This is a genomic window from Streptomyces sp. NBC_00247 (assembly GCF_036188265.1).
Taxonomy (GTDB): Bacteria; Actinomycetota; Actinomycetes; order Streptomycetales; family Streptomycetaceae; genus Streptomyces.
Genome location: NZ_CP108093.1, coordinates 7,274,326 through 7,291,739 on the forward strand (window position 1 = coordinate 7,274,326; position 17,414 = coordinate 7,291,739).

The window sequence follows — 17,414 nt, forward strand, 5'->3', positions numbered from 1 at the left end:
AGCCAACCACCCACGAACAGTGCGTACGTACCTTGCCGCCGAGGCCTCATATCCGCGGGTGCGGCACGGGTGGGCGGGCGCGCTGGCGCGGATGCGTGGGGGCGGTGCTGCTCGTAGCGTCGGGGGATGAGCGAGAACGCGGAGCTTCCTGGCCGGCTGGGCGGGGTGGGTTACGACGGTGAACTGCCGGCTCGGCAGGATCTCGGGCTGGTCTTCGACGAGCTGGACTACCAGATGGCCTGCCAGGTGTATCTGTGGGCGCTGCCTCTGGTGTCGTACGCGCAGTGGCAGCGGGTGCACCGGGAGGTGTTCGGCGCGGGGCCGTGCGACCTGGTCCGCTACAGCACGTACCGCGACCGGCTGGGACTGATCACAGCCAACGCCACCACCCCGTACATCCTGAACTTCTTCGATCTGGCGCAGACGGGGCCGCTGCTGGTGGAACTGCCCGCCGGCCCCACGGCGGGCGGGGTGTCGGACTTCTGGCAGCGTGAGATCGGTGTCATGGGCGAGATGGGCCCCGACCGCGGGCAGGGAGGCACCCATCTGATCGTCCCGCCCGGCCAACCCGTACCGGACGGGACACCCGGCGAAGTCCATGTCCTCTACGCCACGGGCATGAACGTCATGTTCGGCTTCCGTACACTGGATCCCGATCCCGACCGGTCCCGGGCGCTCGTGGACGCGGTCCGTATCCGCCCGCACGACAGCGACCCCGCCAGCTGCACGACCCGCATCGTCACCCCCGACGGCAGGCCGTGGTCCGGTGACCAGCCGCGTGGCCTGGAGTTCTTCCGAACCCTGCACGCCGTCTACCAGAGCGAGATCGTGGACGAACGCGACCGCTTCTACCTGGCGATGCTGCACCGGCTCGGGATCACCAAGGGCGAGGCGTTCACACCCGACGAGCGGACGACACGCATCCTGGAACAGGGCGCCGCGGCGGGCGAGCTGATGGCGCAGGCCAACACCTTCGCCAAGCGGTTCGAGGGATGCCGGTGGTGGCCCGACCGCCTCTGGGACCAGCCGATCGTCCTGGACCACTCCGACCAGCGAGCCGGACACCTCGACCAACTGCTGGAACGCGCCTCATGGTTCTACGAGGCCGTCTCGTTCTCAGAAGCGATGAAGAGCCACACCCCCGGCGCGGGGCAGGCCTACCTCGGGGCATACACGGACGGCCGGAGCGCGTGGCTGGACGGCGGCCGCGACTACACCCTGCACGTACCGGCAGACGTGCCGGCCAAACTGTTCTGGTCGGTGACCGTGTACGACACCGCCACCCGCTGCCTGATCGACAACCCCCAGCAGCGCGGGGACCGCGGTTCACGCGACCACGACCTTCTGGTCAACGGCGACGGGTCGGTCGACCTGTCCTTCGGACCGCATCCCCCCAAGACCGGCGAGTCGAACTGGGTACAGACCCTGCCCGGACGGCACTGGTTCTCCTACTTCCGCCTCTACGGGCCCCAAGAACCCTACCTGGACCGCACCTGGAAACTCGGCGACATCACACCTGCCTGACCCCCCCCGTCGGAAACCAGTGAGAATGCCGGCGCAGTGCGCGACGCGCCGCCAGGAAGTGATGGAGATGGACTTCCGTCAGATCGAGTTCTTCAGGGCGGTCGTCGAGGCACGTTCGGTCTCGCAGGCTGCAGAAAACCTTGGTGTGACTCCGCCAACGGTGGGTGATGCCGTCGCGGCGCTGGAGCGGGAACTCGGCGTGCGTCTCCTGGAGCGATCGGCGAAGGGGGCGAACCCCACTCGAGCGGGTCTCTATCTGCTGTCGAGGGGCGGCCGCCTGGTGGCCGACCGCGACCGGGTCACCGAGGCGCTCCGACTGATGGGGGCGGGAGCGGTCGGTGATCTCCAGATCGGTGTCGAGCCGATGGTCATCAACGAGCTCATCGCTGACGTGCTGGCGGACTTCCTGAAGCGCGCCCCGGAGGCGCGCGTCAGCCTGAGCGATGTCACACCCGACGTCATCATCCAGGGGATTGTGGACGGCAATCTGGACATGGGCTGTGTCCCCTTCGGCCAGGAAGGATTCGCCGAATCCGTCACCGACGTCTGCGAGTGGTACCCGATCGTCGGCATCGACATCAAACTGGCCGTACCGCGGAAGCGGGCACACGAGCAGCACCCTGGCGGAAAAGGCTGGGGGCGCTGGATCCTGCCCTACCGGATTCCCGCGTTCTCGGGCATGCCGGACATCGTCGAAGAGACCCTGGCCGACGACGAAGGCTTCGACGTCCTCGAGGTCTCCACGCCGCAGACAGCGATCGCGTTCGTGGCCGCAGGACTGGGCGTCGCGCCGGCCACCCAGCGCATCGCGGAAGGGAACGAGGCGGTGGCCCTCCTCGACCCCCCGGAATGGCTTGCCCCCATGCAGGCGACGCTTCTATGGAAACGGGGAGGCCAGATGACACCGCTCATGTCGCTCTGGAGGCAGTCCACTCAACTGGTCGCCACACAACGCCGCGCGAAGGGCTCCTGACCCACCCCCACAAGCAGCCGAAGGAGTTCTTCCCGCCCGGCGGACCGGAGTCTGCGGTGGTCCTCATTCTTCGCTTCCGGCCCTCTTTTTTCTTCTGTTTCTGAACGAGGCCCGGGGTGACCGTTCTACGGGCAACACCGGACGAGTCGGAAGCAACTCGTCTCTGGCCCTAACTAACCGGTCATATCGGGCTATGGCCTATCCCTGTTGTGCCTGTCACAACGGAGGTATGGCCCTCCGCACGAGGGCTTGAAACTTGGAGGCCCCGATGCGCCCGCGTTTTCGCCCCATGGCCCTGCTGGCAGCCGCTGTGACCTCAGTGGCCAGTTGCCTGCTCTTCGCCACCCCTGCCTCCGCAGGAGTCGCGGACGCGACCTGCCTGCTCGGCACCGAGACCACGACCTACAGCCCACCCGTCACGCTCACCCCCCAGTCCGTGCACATCAACACGGTCCGCCAGCTCGGCCCGTGCCTGTCGACCAACCCGGCCATCACGACAGGGACCATGAACATCTCCTTCAACGCGACCCGCTCCTGCCTCACGGTGGCCTCCCCGTCGACCGCCACCCTGACGATCAACTGGAACAACGGCCAGACCAGCACCCTGCTGGTCAACTACGTCAACAACAACGCCGCCGGCCAAATCGTCTCCGTCGGCACGGGCGCGGTCACCGCAGGCCTGTTCGCCGGAGACAGCGCGGTCGTCGTCAACGTCGGCCCCACACTGGACACCCTGAACTGCGCCCTCAACGGGATCAGCAGCCGCACCGGCACCTTCACCCTCGAACTCACCTCCCTGTAGGCCGGTATGTTCCCGGCGTGGGTGCGCGCCGGGAACCGCGACCGGGACGAAGCCACTGCACCAGCCTGTGCTTGAACCGGAGGCGCCGGAGGCGCTGAGCCCGCCTTCGGCCCTTCTGCGTGTCCCCGCCCCGGTTCCGCGACAGCGGCACCACACGGTGCTCCACAGGCGTCCTGAACGACCGTGGTACCGACGTCGCCCGGATCCTGGCCGATGCCCAGGCGCCGCGGCTCGACGCCGACCGGGCCCGAACCGCCGTCAGCACCGCCGCAGCCAATCGCACGCCTCAGTCACCCCGCTGACGAACGAGACCACCCCACCACCACGAACAGCACCTCCAGGCGCACTTCGGCGACGCGCCACCACCGACGCACACCAGGAGACGGGGCCCGCATGCGCACACCCACCCCCAGCGCCACCACCCCAACCCCCGCCGAGACAACCGAGTCCAGACCCGGACCGGCGGTGTACGGCGCCCTCTCCCCGGCCCTCCTCGCCCGCGCCTACCGCGGCTACGCCCGCTTGCGGGGTGGCGGTGGTGGAGCGGTGGGTGGGCGGTGTCGGGTGGCGGTGCCCCGGACGGCCGGCCCGGCACTCAGAGGGGCAGGCCGGTGGACGCACCAGGTTGAGCTGGTGGACTCGCCACGGGTTTGCCGCGGTGGGTCCGGCGCCTCGATGGGGGGTCACACGGTGATGATGATGGCCATGCAGGTGGCGAGGAGGGTCGCGACGGCCCAGGACGACGACGAGCGCGGTGAGGAAGAGGACGCGAGCCTCAAGGTGGGACACGGCAGGGGTTCCTTCCGGTAGGGGCGGGCGCGGGATGCGCTCCACCTCTTCGTTGGCGGGGCGGGCGGTGGACAGGACAGCCGGAGCGACCATGCCGCCGCCGCGGGGGGCGACAGCCCCGACCAGCAGACGGGTCAGACTGCACAGAATCCGAACAACTGGTCAGAATCTGCACGTGGTTCGGGGGCTGAGCGGCACTATCTGACGGGGTCGGGTTAGCTCCGCAACCCCCCGCTCGACTCCGGCCCGCCCCTCACCCGGTGGCGCCGACCAAGGGCGGAGCAGGGCACCGCGGCCGGCTCCGCGTCCGGACCCGCCGTGCGCGCGGCGGGTCCGGACGCGGCGGGACCGGGCCGGTACGTCCCGCAAGGGCTTCCCAGGTAAGTAGTCGGCGTCCGCCGCGCCCCGGAAAATGCGGTCTGTTCCAAGGGACAGCAACGAAGCGGTGTTCACCGCCCGGTTCTCACCCAGGCCGCACGTGCCTTCTCCGGCAGAGCCATGCCCGCCGCTCATGGAGCACCGGGGCATTGCCGTGCTCCTGGAAGTCGCGCCGCCCCAGAACCGGCACCGGCCCCGGGTGGAGGACCTGCTTGGTGTTCGCCGTGCCGGGCGGGTGTTCGTGGGCGGCGGCACCCGCCGGGCCGCGGCTCGTTGGACGGGTCATGAGTTTCCAGTCGCGTGTCCGTCTTCCCTTCGGCGATTCGCTGCCCCCGCACCTGCTGGCGGCGTTCGAAGCACGTTGCGCTTTGAACGGCCTTGAGCTGCGTGAAGGGCTGGTGGAAGCGTTGGAGTTCTGGCTTTCCGCTCCGGGGCCGGGGGAGGGCGAACCGGATGCTGTCGCCCGGGACTTGGCCGAGCGGGCGTCCGAAGCTCTCGACCAGGGCCGGCGGGACAACGCCCGTGTCCTGGTCACCCTCGCCCATGTCTACTTCCGCCTCGGCCTTCCACCCGACCCCGGCAGCCCTATGAGCCGTACTGCGTCTCGTGGCCGTGATGCTGTGTCCCCGTCGGGTTTACCCACGCCGTGGGGCCCGGCAAGCGGTACGGCGCCGGAGTCCGTGGGTGTGCCGAGCTGTCCTCCACGGATCCAGCACCGCTCCGCGTCTTCGCTCAAGGAACCGGAATGAGCAGCCCGGCCCCGGCTTCAGTGTGCCGCTCCCGGCGCCCGCTCTGTTCCACGATGTGAGGGGGAGGGACCCGATGGCCGTCCGGGTCCCTCCCGCCACCGAACCCTGCCGCGTTCGCCTCGCGTCGGCCGGCCCCGCCGCTGGCAGGGAATCCCCATGCCTGGCGACCGGCGACTGATTCCGGGGCGGTCACTTGATGAGCCGGACGCGGACCCGGAGGGCGTGCAGTCCGCTTTTCGCCCAGAGGTAGGGCTCGGCTTCGGGGGTTCGATGCAGCTGTGGTGGAACCACAGTCCGGTACCGTCCCGGACCTGCACGATCAGACCGCAGCCCTCCGGGCCGTACGGCCATTTTCTGTTGACGCGGGCGCCACCTTTGCCGTGGGCACCCGCCCTTGGTGATGGCGGTTCTCCCGGCTGCGATCGGCTGCCTGGCCAACCTCTTGGGAAGGGCGGCGCGTATCGTTGAAAATCGGTGCATAAATGGATAAATTCCAGTTTCCGTCGAGGTGGCACATTTTCAGCTCTGTACGCGCCGCCGGTCCGGCGGGCAGGGGCCGGAGCGCCTTCGCGCGGCTGGCCATTCCTTAAGCCCAGGAGGAGTCCATGCATCGACATGTGAGGCGCATTTCACGCCTCGCACTGCCGCTGGCGACGATCGCGCTCGCGGGCGCGGTAGCCATGCCGGCGGCTCACGCCGCTGACGCGACCGGACGCGGCGGCGGGGGTTGTGACCACTCGTGCAAGCCGGAGCCCGGCCCGCCCGGCCCGCCCGGACCGGCGGGACCGCCCGGACCTGAGGGTCCCGCCGGTCCCGCCGGTCCTCAGGGACCTGCCGGTCCTGCTGGTTCTCAGGGTCCTGCCGGTCCCGCCGGTCCTGCTGGTTCTCAGGGTCCTGCTGGTCCTGCTGGTCCTGCTGGTCCTCAGGGTCCTGCCGGCCCCACAGAGGCCCCGCAGATCGTCACCAACACCGTGCCACTTCCTGCCAACTCCTCAGTGCAGGGTGGTGCGGTCTGCCCTGCCGGTACGGCTGTCACGGGAGGCGGCGCCTCCGTCAACCCGATCGGGGGGGGAGTGGTCGTCGAGCAGACGTTCCCGTCCGGCAATACCTGGCTCACCGCGGTCTCGAACGGGTCCTCACTCAACCGTGAGGTCACCTTCTATGCCCTGTGCATTCCCGTCTCAGGCTGAGACCGGACCCTGACGGCGGACGACGGCCGCTCAAGGCGTATGACAGCGGCAACAGGGCGCCCCGACATACTCGTTGGTCTCGATGACCCCGAGATGCACCGGAGACCCTGTGTGATCAACGCTCATGATCAATACACTAGGGCGTTTCGTTTGGGTCACTTCCGCCGGCCGAAGTTATCGGCCGGCGGAAGTGACCCACCGCATCAGCGCTCTGATCTCGGCCTTCGGTGTCCTTGCCAGCGCGCTGATGGCCGTTGCAGGCGTTCGTGAGCACGGTTCTGGCACAGCCTCTGGCTCGCGGCTGTAAAACGTGATCTTCCTCAGCGCTTCGTGCACGCTCATGCATGACGTGCGGCAGCTCCGCACTGAGCCGACCGCCTGACAGCGGCGCCGTTCCAACCAGCACCGCCAGTCGTTGTTCGTGTGAGTCGTTGACCGACGCGTTTCCGACCAGCGCTCCGGGCACCTCGACCAGCTGCTGGAGCGCGCCTCATGATTCTACGAGGCCGTCTCGTTCTCAGAAGCGATGAAGAGCAACTCCCTCGGGTAATTCCTCATTCGATCTCGGTCCCACCACAGGGATGGCGCCGAGGCTGAGTGAGAACACGCCAGTACACCAACATGAGAGCCGGAAACTCGCCTTTGTTCCGTGCCCACATCCCCTGGCCGCAAAAACGGCCCACCACGGCTGAACGCCCGGGCCCCGCGACAGAAGTGCTTTAGTCCTGATCAAAGCCGCTTCCCATACGCCAGGAGACTGCACGTGCGAGCCCGCGCCTCCCGGAACGCGATTCCCGCTGCCGCGACAATCGCCCTACTCGGCGCTCTCACGCCCGTAGCTCTGCCGGCCCGCAGCGCGTCGGCCGAGACCCCCGTCTCGTACGACCAAGTAGTTCGCCAAGACTCCCCCGTCGCCTACTGGCCTCTGGCAACCCAGGACACCGCCACCGACAGCACCGGCAATGGGCACACGGGCACCTTCTACGGCACGCCCTCACGTACGACACTCCCCGACGGCGAACCAGCCACAGTCTTCAACGGCTCGTCCCAGTACGCCGAGATTCCGGACACCAACGACCTCAGCGTGACCACCCGGGGCGTCCTCACCATCGAAGCGTGGATGCGCCCCGACGCCCGTGAATTTTCCCGCAGCGAGGCCTCCGGTTACGTGCACTGGCTCGGCAAAGGAACCAAAGGCGAGCAAGAATACGCCGCTCGAATTTACTCCCTCAGTAATTCCGAGCGACGCGCCAACCGCATCTCCGGATACGCCTTCTCTCCTCGGGGCGGCCTCGGCAACGGCAGCTACTTTCAGGATCCTTTGACACCTGGTCAATGGATCCACTACGTCCTGGTAGTCAACACCACGACCAGCAGCAACCAATACCCGGCGGGCTACACCAAGATCTACAAAGACGGACACCTCCGCGACCAGGACAGTCTCCGGCAATATGCGTTTCGGCCGCGCAACGGGACTGCACCTCTTCGTATCGCCACGCGTGACCTGGCGTCCTTCTTCCACGGCGCCATGGGGAAAGTCGCCGTCTACGGTGCCGAGCTGCCGGCCACCCGCATCGCCGCTCACCACGCCGCCATGCAAGGGGTCTGAGGAACACCGTGCCAGATCGATCGCCGGCTCTGGTGTGTGCCTCGACCAAAGCAGTGCCGGCGCTTCCGCGCTGTCGGCGGTTGAGACCAGCAGGACGGCGAGGCCGCGCACCGTGCAGGGACCGCCAGCCTGACGCCCGGCCCGCCGCCGTCGGGTCCCAGCACACACGGTCCTTCACGGAGAGCAGAAGGGCGACGGGAGCGGCGTAGAAGGCGTTCTGCGGGGGCACGCCGGTGATCTGGGCGTAGGCGACACATTCGGGAACGATCAGCGCCCAGGCAGTGAGCGCACCCAGCGCATCACCCCGCAGCCATGGCTTGCGGTAGCGGCGTGCCCAGTCGGCGACCGGCCAGGGCCGCGCCCGTACCGGGGCGGTCATTCGTTCAGACCGGTGAGGGCGTCGCCGATGAACTTTGCTCCCAGCACGACCAGCAGCACAGTCATGACGGCCGCGTTGTGCGCGGCCATCCACCCCTTCCATGCCTCCAGGACCCGCGCCGACTTCTCCCCGCCGGTGAGGTAGACGCCAAGTGGCAGCAGCGCGCACAGCGACGCGATCAGTGCGAACAGCACGACGGCGACGGTCTTGCCGCTAGCCGAGGCGGAGCTGCCGGCGATGGAGAGGGCGCCGCCGACGGCGAGTACCAGGTTCTTCGGATTGAGCGCGGACAGCGCGGTGGCCAGTCCCGCCGCCTTGCCCGGAGTGAAGGTGTCGATGGCCTTCATCCAGCCGGGCAGCTCGGCCTGCTGGCCTTCGTGCGGGCGGCTCTTCCACTGCTTGGCGCCCATCAGCACGAACAGCACACCGGCCGCCAGCTTCACCCAGGACACCCAGGGAGCCGTCTGCCCGTTCGCGTGTGCGTCGGCGCCGGGGCCCAGCAGCACGACGGCGGTGCTCAGCGCCGGCAGGGTCACCGTCCAGGCGGCCGTGAAGGCGATGCCGTTGGTTCGTCCGCGAGGTGTCGCCAGCATCAGCACGACCGCGACGACCGCGACGACCGGCACCGGACTGATGCGATACCGACAGCCGGAGCGAGCATCTGCCCGATCGCGTCTGTCCCGTTCAGCCTGCCACGGTCAGGGACGGCAGCTGCCAGGTGCCGTCCAGGACGCCGGTGCCCGGCCCGTAGAGGCGGATGATGACGGTGAAGGGGCCATCGGGGGCGGGCAGCCAGTTCGCGGCCTGTCCAGGGTCGGCGGGCCGGGCGTGCTGGACATACAGGGTCAGGCCGCCGTCCGCGTCGTAGATGAGACCCGGGGTGCGGTCACCGATGGAGTACCGGTCGATCTCGTTGTCCACCAGCAGGCGCTCGGGCAGCCGGTAGATGGTGGCGGACCAGAAGAACCGGGCCGTGGGGAGCCGGTCGGCGGCGAAGCGGATGGTGTAGTCGCGCATCGCGGCGTTCGGAGGACGGTTGCCGGCATCATCGCTGACCCAGCCGCCATACCACGCCTCGGCGGCGGGCAGCCCATACAAACCCTTGTCCGCGGCGACCGAGCGAATCAGGTAGTCCTCCCCCAGCTCCTCGCGAGTGCCGAAGAACGAACTCGAATCGGTCGCGGAGTCCATGACATCGACCAGCCGCCTGCGGCCCTCGGCGATACCCTCCTCCACCGCCGCCCGAACCTCGGGGCGCAGACCGGCGGGGTCAAAGGTGCCGGTGCCGTTCACCCCAAGAGCCGCCAGCCGGTCGCGCAGATCCCTCTGCGTGGGCAGGACGGGAAAGAAGCCGAGCAGGAAGTCCAGCACGGTGAAGAACTCGATACTCGAGCCCGCCTCCTCCCGCCAGACGGGCCAGACGGGCTCGGCCGCGGGAGCGGGAGCGTCCTGCCCGGTGTACGCGCTCAGCGGACGCAGCCGGTACTGCTCCTGGATGGCGCGCAGGTCCTGCACGTCCGCCTCGGACACCCCGGCAAGGTAGGTGCGGCCCACACAGCCCACCAGATGGGTGTCCGCGCGCAGCACCCCCGCCAGACCGCCTGGAACCGCGCCGTCCCAGCCCGGCCCGGCGATCAGATAGTCCCCGGCCTCCTGCCCGGTGGTCCTCGCGCCGACGAAGCCGACGTAGGTGGTGTCCAGGTCATGGAAGGGCAGCACGTAGTACCGGTCCATCGGCGGCACCGACACCACCCACGGTTCCACCCGCAGATCCAGCCAGCACCACGAGTAAGGGGTGTCGTTGTTCGGCGTGACCACATCGGTGTTCTCCGGCCGCGACGGCTGCGCGTAATGCCGGAACACCCCGAAACCGCCCACATACCGGTGGTCGTCCGCGTCGACGGCCTGGGCGTACATCGTCCGGTAGTTCTCCAGCATCGGATGCCCGTACACCCACCCCTCCGCCGCCGTCGCCCGCACCGCGTCCAGATCCATGCCACTCACCCGTCGCCCTCAAATCAGGGCAATGCGCCCCATAGTCCTACAGTGATCGTAAAGACCGGACACCTGTCCGGCCTTCCGAAACGAGCCAGCCGCCACCTGGACCGTGCGGCGGCCGGGCTTGCCCGCGAATGGGAGGCAACGACTGCGCGGACGGGCAGGGGCGTGCACCACTACGGCAGCACCGACTTCCAGTCGGGCGCCCGGCTGGAAGTCGCCGGCCCCACCCCGGGCCGTGCCGTCGTGGATGGTGCCCGCTGTCCTCGCCGTCGTCCTGGTGCTGCTACCCCTGCTGCCTCGGCCTCCGCCGGGTTCAGCGTCCGGACGGTCCCGGCTGTGGCGCCGGCCGGTTGGGCCCTTCGGTGCCGTTCCCGCCTCGACGTTCACCTGGCCCCCCGGGCCTGGCATAACTCCTTGACCCGCCTCCTGCCCCGGCCGGTGTGTGTCACGATGCGAGGGAGGGACCCGACCGCCGTCCGGGTCCCTCTTGCCGTACCGGCCCGCGGCACCGCTTAACGCCGCCCGGCCAGCAGGCGCCCGGGGCGATCCACCGCCCGCCCGGCCGCCTGGCTGAGGGCGGGGGTGGTTACTGGGTGGGCCGGACTCTGACCCGCAGGGCGCGGAGCCCGTCCGTGGTCCAGGGGTAGGGCTCGACCTCAAGGACGTCGAGGAACATCAGCGCGGCGACGCCCGTGTCGTGCGGCTCGAGACAGCTGCGGTGGAACCACAGCTCGGCACCGTCCCGGATCCGCACGATCAGGCCGCTGCCCGTTTCCGGGTCGTACGAGATCACGAGCCCCCGGTCACTCACGCCGCCACCCTTCCCACAGGATCACCCCGCCATCCTTCCGGCCCGCACCGGCGAAAGCACCCGCTCCCGCAGCGCTCACCCGATCGGGTCACCCACCGCCCACCCCCCAAAAACCCGTTCAGCACCGGCGAACTCCCGCCCGCCTCCGAGCCGCCCACGGTCGAAGACCGGTCCGCTGACGCCCGGAACCCGGCGACCGCGTCCGGTGAGCTCGCGGCCGACGCCACGGCACCGCCGCCGGCTACCCCGGTCCCGGCCGTGGTCGACGAGGACCAGGCGGTGGGGCTCCGCGAGGCCGCCGAACACTACCTGCCCGGCATCACCCTGTTCGCGCTGCGTTTCGCCCGCGCCAACGACCCGGCCTTCCCCGGCCCGGCAGGCAAGCGCGGCGCCGAACTCCTCTACCGCGTCAGCGACCTCAAGAGGTGGGCCCACAACCGGCCCCGCGCGGCCACCGGCACAACCGGCCCCGCGCGGCCACCGGCACAACCGACCTCGACTGACCCCCCCCAGAGACCGGCGGGTCGGAAATCCGGCCCGCCGCCCGCCGATCCGGACCTGTCCGCTTTCTCCGATGCGATCCCCCCGGCCCTGGAGAACACCCGGTTCACCAGGCACCACACAGAACAGGAACACCGCCGCCATGACGAAGACCGCGCTCCCGACGATGCTCAGCTTCTCCGCCCCCGGCCTTCGCGAGCAGATCGAGGCGATGCCCGAGGGAACCGCCCTCATCGGCATCAGCACTGACGGCCGCGCCATCGCCGTCGACCTGGACGCCGAATCCCCGCACGTCCTCGACTGCACCTCAAGCGGCGGCGGCAGCACCACCGTCCTGCGCTCCCTCACCGCACAGTTCCTGCACCAGGGCGCCCACGCCCTGGTCCTCGACCTCAAGCGGATCTCCCACCTGTGGGCGAAGGGTCTGCCGACGGTGACCCACCGCGGCAACATCGCCGGCATCCACGACGCCCTGGTCCACCTCGCCGACGAACTCAAGCGCCGCAACCAGCTTCCCGACCACGAACTCGCCGACGCCCCGAGGCTGATCGTCGCGATCGACAGCGCCAACGGCACCCTGCACCGGCTCGCCCGCTACTGGGAGACGTTCCGCCAGCACGACGACCCCACGACGTCCCCGGCCGTCACCGCGCTCGAGGAAGCCCTGTGGACCGGACGCTCCGTCCGGGTCCACGTCATCCTCGACGGCACCCCCCAGACCAGCGTCCTCGGCGCGGCGGCCCACGAACTGTTCGCCACCGTGATCCTGGCCCGGTTCACGGCCGACACCTGGCAGCGCCTGGCCCCGATAGCCGGCCCCGCCCCGAAGAGCAGCAAGCACCCGGGCCACGCCCACGTCGTCCAGGAGGGCACCGCCCACCCCACGCAGCTCCTGCTCATGACCGACACCGAAGCCGCCGACTGGCTCACCGCCGCAGCGGCGAGCAGGGACTGACCGGGCCGGAGCCGGACACACCACGTGCCCCTGGGGATCACCCCCCAGGGGCACGGTTCGCGCCGCTGTGCTGCGGCAGTGCGGCTGTGGGCACAGAGAGCTGGCAGTGGGGTCGCCTGCCTCTCGTTCCTCCTGGGCGACGCCGGTGGCGGCGACGGATGAACGGCGGGCGGTCGGAGGCTCAGTCGTCGAGTCCAGACCAGAGGTCGTCGCCGGCGGTCCAGTCCTCAGCCGTGGCTGCATCCGCCTCGATGTCCATGCGGATCTTGTTTTCGCGCTCCGTCTCGATGAACCGCCTCCTGGCCGCGTCATCGAAGGAGAGCCCCGTAGACATCGCCCAGAGCGAGGCAAGCACCTTCTCCCAACGGGTTCCTCCCTGTACCGCTTCCACCACACGACGAATGTCAGCGAGCCGGACGTCGGCATCGTTGGCGGGGGGCCAGTCGATGCTCGCGTCGTCGGCCGGGGCTGTCGGCCTGTCAGCGCTCAGGATCCGCGGTGCGGGCCCATCTTCGACGAGGGGCAGCAGAATGCGTGTGCGCCAGGTGCAGGCCACCGTGGTCACGGCGTCGGCGAAGAAGGCTGCCCCTGTGACCTGCCAAAGCACCGTAGCCGTGCACCACTCGTCGTCACTCAGCCGGTAGCCCCGAACCTCGCTCACCTCGACGGCCTTGACTTTGACGGTGTCGCGGGCGCCGAGCCAGCAGGAGGCCTCCCCCACCGCGCCGCTTGTCGCCGCTCGGGCGGGGAAGCGAGCCGTGGCGGGAGAGGTGGGCATACCCCACTGGGCCAGTGCAGCGTCGCGGAAGTGGTCGGCGTACGCAGGCAGCTGTGACTCCACCTGCTCGGACGTGACCTCAACGGACGGAGCCACGAGCTTCAGTACCTCATCGAGCCTCTTCAAGTGGACGAAGCGCTCCCCGAGGCCCTCGACGTCCTTGTCCATGGGGGCGGGGTACTTCCCGCTGCCGTCAGTGAAGTCGCTCGTGTTGCTGCTGACGAAATAGACCGTCTCCTCCGGGTGGTCCCGTGCGTACTCCACGGCCGACAACCAGATAGATGCGTCCCGGGCGCCCAGCTTCAGGACCCTTCTCTGCCTGGTCGGATGCGGCATGGAGTTCGCCGGCGGAAGGATGTTGGCTTCCCGGTACATGCCCCCACGCAGTGCGGCCTCGCTCGTGGGCAGCACCTCGACCAGCTCGGCCAGCTTGTCCCGCCAGTGCGCGCGTACTGCCTCCAAGTCAGGGGCACCGAGATCGGGCACAGCGCCCGGTGTCTCCCGCTTAAGTTGCTTGAGGGCTGTGAGCGCCTTCTCGTGCGCAGCCTCGTACTTGAGGGCCAGTTGCGCTACGCGCTCCTCCCTGACCATCCAGGGCACCGCGACCCGTTCGGTTCCGGTCTCGCGGAGGGCGCGAAGCAGAGCCGCTTCCGCTCCGGTGAGTGACATGCCGTATATCACGCAAGTGTCCAGAATGATCATGAAGTGCCTTCCTGCCGTGAGCGAGCCTCCAGGATCTCAACAGGTGCACACCACCGGATTCGGTGGGGCATCTCCTGGCCACCGTGCCGAGTTCGAGCACATGGTCGCGACGGCCATCAAGACCGGGGCCGTCCCGCCCAATCCCCCCGCACCGCTCGCCTCCCGGTGAGCGGCCCTTGACCGCCGATACCGCCCTGCGGGACGGTCAGTGCGCAACAACCCGCAACTGGCTCGTCCGGGAGGCAATCATGGCGTTACTTTTCTTCGGCACGGACCCGAACTCGTCTGGAGGGAACTGCCCGGCGGTGTGGGTGGACACCGACACCGCCCAAGGCCCGGAGCTCGTTCTGCAGGGCAAGTTCGCGGACGCTCGGACCCGGGCCGTCTGCAGTCAGGACAGTCCGCCGGCGGACGACGAGGGCGTCATCCGGATCCCGGTGCGGATGGTGGATCAGATCAGGAAGGCGTGTGATGCCGCAGAAGCCGCCGGCTCCCAGCTTTGAGCAACTCCTCGACTCCGCCCGGCACCGCGCCGTGCACCTGGAGCTCCGCGACGTCTACGCCGTGGGCGAGGAACGGGAGGCCTACGACGCGTTCCACCGCGACGGGAGCGTCCCCGCCGACGACTCCGCGTTCTGGTCCGGGTGGCTGCCGCTGGTGGAGCGGACCGTCGCCCGGGGGGTGAAGGTGCTGCGGGCGAGGGTGGTCTCCGAGCCCGTCACCGGCTACGTCCGCTTCGAGCACGCCATCACTCCGGCCAACCTCCGCGCCGGGGAACAGGTCCGCTGGCTCGGCAGACGCCGCGCTTCCGCGCTCGCGCTGCCGGGCAACGACTTCTGGCTCATCGACGACCAGGTCGTGCGGTGGAACATCTTCTCCGGTGACGGCCACCCCCTCGAACCCGACCACACCGACGACCCGGCCGCGGTCAAGCTCTGCGCCGAGGCGTTCCGGACGGTGTGGGAACGGGCCGCCCCGCACGCCGAGTACCGCATCTGACCAGCGCACAGCAAGGGCCGCCACCTCATGACGACCGCCTCCCCGTCCTCCGCCGCACAAGCCGCGCGTACGGCTCTCGCCCAACGCCTGGTGGGCCTGCGCAAGGACGCCGGCCTCAAGTCGTTCGAGGTGGCCAACCGGTGCGGCTGGCACAAATCCAAGACCTCCCGCATCGAGAACGGCCGCGCCCTCCCCTCGGACGCCGACATCCGCGCCTGGTGCCACGCCTGCGACGCCGACGAGCACACCGCCGACCTCATCGCCGCCTCCCGCACCGCCGACGAGATGTACCAGGAATGGCGGCGCCTGCACCGCAACGGCATCGCCACCGCCCAGAAAGCCGCCGTCCCGCTCTACCAGCGCACCGGCCTCTTCCGCGTCTACTGCTCCAACGTGATCCCCGGCCTGCTCCAGACCCACCCCTACGCCACCGCCCTCCTCTCCACCATCAGCACCTTCCAGGGCACCCCGGACGACGCCGCCGACGCCGCCACCGCCCGCCTGGAACGCTCCCGCGTCATCTACGACGGCCGCCACCGCTTCGTCCTCCTCGCCGAGGAAGCCGTCCTGCGCTACCGGATCGGCGACCCCGGCGTCATGGCCGGACAGCTCGGCAAGCTCCTGGAGCTGATGTCGCTGCCCTCCGTCGCCTTCGGCATCATCCCGCTCACCGCAACCCGGCACATCTGGCCACTGGAGACGTTCATGGTCTTCGACACCGACCGCGTCCTGGTCGAAACCCTCACCGCCGAGATCGCCGTCACCCGCCCCACCGAAATCGCCACCTACGCCAAGGCATTCGGCGAACTCCAGCAACTGGCCGTCTTCGGGGCACCGGCACGCACCCTGATCCTCACCGCGATCGACGCCCTCGAGTGAAATCCCGCAACAACGCGCAACTACCTTGAGCCCGCCGCCGAACGGTACGTAGCGTCGAACGACCCACGGTCCACGAGCTCGAGAGGCGGCGCCCCATGCCCTCATCCCTCCGCACTGCCGCACCCACCGAGGAACCGCAACCCGCCCCCCGGCCGGCCGTCTACGGCGTCCCCTCCCCGGCCCTGCTCGCCCGCGCCCACCGCGGCTACGCCCGGTTCCTCGACCACGAGTCCGAGTCCGTGGGCCAAGACGACAGGGCCGCGCGCCGCACGGGCACCGCGCGGTGACCGCCGGCCTCCCGTCGGACGAGGCTCCGGCCCCGCCGCCGTCGCGTCCCAGCACGCACACGGTCCTGTACGACCCGGACGGACTGCTCGAAGCTGGGCTCCCGCTCGACCGGCAGCCCTACGAGAGCCTCATCAAGGCCGTCCTCGCCTGGACCTGCCCCGACACACTCGCGATCCGCGACTACCACCAGATCGCCCTCCAGCTCACCGGCCACGCCCGCGCCGTTGCCGCCGAGCTCCGCCACCAGGCCGACCGACTTCCCCAGAGCAGCGGGCCCCGGGCGCTCGCCGACCTCGTCCTGCGCGAGGCGGAAGAACAGCTGTCCCCGCTGCCCGCGGGCACCATGAGCTGCGTCCAGGCCCGCGCCCGCACCGTCCGCGCCCTCTACGAACGCCTGGACCGCGTTGTGACGGACTCCTCGACGGCCCCGACCTGATGAGGGAAACCACTTCATCCGGGGCGCAGCACCATGGTGAGCGCGCGGAGCTCGTGGTGAGGTCCCCGGCGACCTCACCACGCCGGTGGAACTCACCACGAGCTCCGCGTCGACAGCCGGCCGCGAGGTTCCGGCCCCAACCCCGTGGGACGGGACGGCGACGCTTCGCCGGGCAGTCGCCACCCGCGTCCCAGCACCGACTCCGGCCACGGCCACGCGGCGGCGTAGCACCATCGGATGCATCTAGGGTTGCACTATCTGTTGCGCCATCCCGAAGCGATGCCCTGACTTGGTGCAGGTCAGAGGCGGGATGGACGGTGGTGAGTGGTCAGACTTCCCCTCGTTCCCCGGGCCTGGCGCTGGATGGTGGGCGGGAGCGGGCAAGGAGAGGTCGGGGAAGCGGGCTGCGCTGCGCTGGGCCGGGAGCCGGGCGACGGCTCGGGGCCGCCGCCGTAGAGAGGGCACACCGCTGAAGGACAGCTGTCCCAGCCTGGACGGCCCCGGTCGTAGGCTCTAGAGACGTGAGCACCCAGACCGGCCCCTGCGCCCGCTGCCAGCAGCCCACCCACCGCTACGGGCACGAAGGCAACCCGCTTTCTCTCGGGGTGGATCAGCTGTTGCGTGACGTTGCGTGACCTGGGCGTGTGGACCTTCCGAGGCTCGTTCTCGGG

General features: G+C 69.5%; 15 protein-coding genes. 11 read left to right on the forward strand and 4 right to left on the reverse strand.

All coding sequences use genetic code 11. The features are described from left to right. Positions 1-126: 126 nt before the first annotated feature. The 4 genes from OHT52_RS31085 to OHT52_RS31100 all read left to right on the forward strand — a co-directional run bounded on the left by OHT52_RS31085 (position 127) and on the right by OHT52_RS31100 (position 8,014). Complete coding sequence (locus tag OHT52_RS31085; RefSeq protein ID WP_328723509.1) at positions 127-1,524, forward strand: DUF1254 domain-containing protein; 1,398 nt, start codon at positions 127-129, stop codon at positions 1,522-1,524. Positions 1,525-1,591: 67 nt separating this feature from the next. Continuing rightward, positions 1,592-2,497 carry a LysR family transcriptional regulator gene (locus OHT52_RS31090; RefSeq protein ID WP_328723510.1) on the forward strand — a complete coding sequence of 302 codons (906 nt, stop codon included), beginning with the start codon at positions 1,592-1,594 and terminating at the stop codon, positions 2,495-2,497. Between the two features lie 268 nt (positions 2,498-2,765). Then, the gene (locus OHT52_RS31095) at positions 2,766-3,299 is read left to right on the forward strand and encodes a hypothetical protein (protein WP_328723511.1); all 534 of its coding nucleotides are present in this window, start codon (positions 2,766-2,768) and stop codon (positions 3,297-3,299) included. Positions 3,300-7,168: 3,869 nt separating this feature from the next. After that, positions 7,169-8,014 (forward strand): LamG-like jellyroll fold domain-containing protein, encoded by an 846-nt coding sequence (locus OHT52_RS31100; RefSeq protein WP_328723512.1) that lies wholly within the window; start codon positions 7,169-7,171, stop codon positions 8,012-8,014. Between the two features lie 375 nt (positions 8,015-8,389). On the opposite strand, the gene OHT52_RS31105 is transcribed toward OHT52_RS31100, so the two are convergent. The 3 genes from OHT52_RS31105 to OHT52_RS31115 all read right to left on the reverse strand — a co-directional run bounded on the left by OHT52_RS31105 (position 8,390) and on the right by OHT52_RS31115 (position 11,205). After that, complete coding sequence (locus OHT52_RS31105) at positions 8,390-9,019, reverse strand: GAP family protein (RefSeq protein WP_328723513.1); 630 nt, start codon at positions 9,017-9,019, stop codon at positions 8,390-8,392. Positions 9,020-9,077: 58 nt separating this feature from the next. Continuing rightward, a complete protein-coding gene (locus tag OHT52_RS31110) occupies positions 9,078-10,388 on the reverse strand; it encodes a DUF1254 domain-containing protein (protein ID WP_328723514.1) in 1,311 nt (436 codons plus the stop codon). Positions 10,389-10,980: 592 nt separating this feature from the next. Next, the gene (locus tag OHT52_RS31115) at positions 10,981-11,205 is read right to left on the reverse strand and encodes a hypothetical protein (protein ID WP_328723515.1); all 225 of its coding nucleotides are present in this window, start codon (positions 11,203-11,205) and stop codon (positions 10,981-10,983) included. Between the two features lie 643 nt (positions 11,206-11,848). On the opposite strand from OHT52_RS31115, the gene OHT52_RS31120 reads away from it, so the two are divergent. After that, positions 11,849-12,661: a hypothetical protein gene (locus OHT52_RS31120; protein WP_328723516.1), complete on the forward strand. Its 813-nt coding sequence runs from the start codon at positions 11,849-11,851 to the stop codon at positions 12,659-12,661. A gap of 181 nt (positions 12,662-12,842) precedes the next feature. Here the strand turns inward: OHT52_RS31120 and OHT52_RS31125 are convergent, their stop codons facing one another. Next, the gene (locus OHT52_RS31125) at positions 12,843-14,141 is read right to left on the reverse strand and encodes a PIN domain-containing protein (protein ID WP_328723517.1); all 1,299 of its coding nucleotides are present in this window, start codon (positions 14,139-14,141) and stop codon (positions 12,843-12,845) included. 43 nt (positions 14,142-14,184) lie between these two features. On the opposite strand from OHT52_RS31125, the gene OHT52_RS31130 reads away from it, so the two are divergent. The 6 genes from OHT52_RS31130 to OHT52_RS31155 all read left to right on the forward strand — a co-directional run bounded on the left by OHT52_RS31130 (position 14,185) and on the right by OHT52_RS31155 (position 16,743). Next, a complete protein-coding gene (locus tag OHT52_RS31130) occupies positions 14,185-14,310 on the forward strand; it encodes a hypothetical protein (protein ID WP_328723518.1) in 126 nt (41 codons plus the stop codon). 7 nt (positions 14,311-14,317) lie between these two features. Beyond that, positions 14,318-14,644, forward strand: a complete 327-nt coding sequence (locus OHT52_RS31135; protein WP_328723519.1) for a hypothetical protein — start codon at positions 14,318-14,320, stop codon at positions 14,642-14,644. Continuing rightward, complete coding sequence (locus OHT52_RS31140) at positions 14,613-15,140, forward strand: DUF6879 family protein (RefSeq protein WP_328723520.1); 528 nt, start codon at positions 14,613-14,615, stop codon at positions 15,138-15,140. Before OHT52_RS31135 ends, OHT52_RS31140 begins: the two co-directional genes overlap by 32 nt. A 27-nt stretch (positions 15,141-15,167) precedes the next feature. Further along, the gene (locus OHT52_RS31145; protein ID WP_328723521.1) at positions 15,168-16,019 is read left to right on the forward strand and encodes a helix-turn-helix domain-containing protein; all 852 of its coding nucleotides are present in this window, start codon (positions 15,168-15,170) and stop codon (positions 16,017-16,019) included. Between the two features lie 95 nt (positions 16,020-16,114). Then, positions 16,115-16,306 carry a hypothetical protein gene (locus OHT52_RS31150; RefSeq protein ID WP_328723522.1) on the forward strand — a complete coding sequence of 64 codons (192 nt, stop codon included), beginning with the start codon at positions 16,115-16,117 and terminating at the stop codon, positions 16,304-16,306. Continuing rightward, positions 16,303-16,743 (forward strand): DUF6415 family natural product biosynthesis protein, encoded by a 441-nt coding sequence (locus OHT52_RS31155; RefSeq protein ID WP_328723523.1) that lies wholly within the window; start codon positions 16,303-16,305, stop codon positions 16,741-16,743. The genes OHT52_RS31150 and OHT52_RS31155 overlap by 4 nt, the downstream gene beginning before the upstream one ends. The last annotated feature ends 671 nt before the right edge of the window (positions 16,744-17,414 follow it).

Bases quoted from the DNA above. Each gene is read 5' to 3' on its own strand.
- OHT52_RS31085 (WP_328723509.1), top strand. From the start codon at position 127: ATGAGCGAGAACGCGGAGCTTCCTGGCCGGCTGGGCGGGGTGGGTTAC.
- OHT52_RS31145 (WP_328723521.1), top strand. From the start codon at position 15,168: ATGACGACCGCCTCCCCGTCCTCCGCCGCACAAGCCGCGCGTACGGCT.
- OHT52_RS31095 (WP_328723511.1), top strand. From the start codon at position 2,766: ATGCGCCCGCGTTTTCGCCCCATGGCCCTGCTGGCAGCCGCTGTGACC.
- OHT52_RS31125 (WP_328723517.1), bottom strand. From the start codon at position 14,141: ATGATCATTCTGGACACTTGCGTGATATACGGCATGTCACTCACCGGA.
- OHT52_RS31150 (WP_328723522.1), top strand. From the start codon at position 16,115: ATGCCCTCATCCCTCCGCACTGCCGCACCCACCGAGGAACCGCAACCC.
- OHT52_RS31090 (WP_328723510.1), top strand. From the start codon at position 1,592: ATGGACTTCCGTCAGATCGAGTTCTTCAGGGCGGTCGTCGAGGCACGT.
- OHT52_RS31120 (WP_328723516.1), top strand. From the start codon at position 11,849: ATGACGAAGACCGCGCTCCCGACGATGCTCAGCTTCTCCGCCCCCGGC.
- OHT52_RS31110 (WP_328723514.1), bottom strand. From the start codon at position 10,388: ATGGATCTGGACGCGGTGCGGGCGACGGCGGCGGAGGGGTGGGTGTAC.
- OHT52_RS31140 (WP_328723520.1), top strand. From the start codon at position 14,613: ATGCCGCAGAAGCCGCCGGCTCCCAGCTTTGAGCAACTCCTCGACTCC.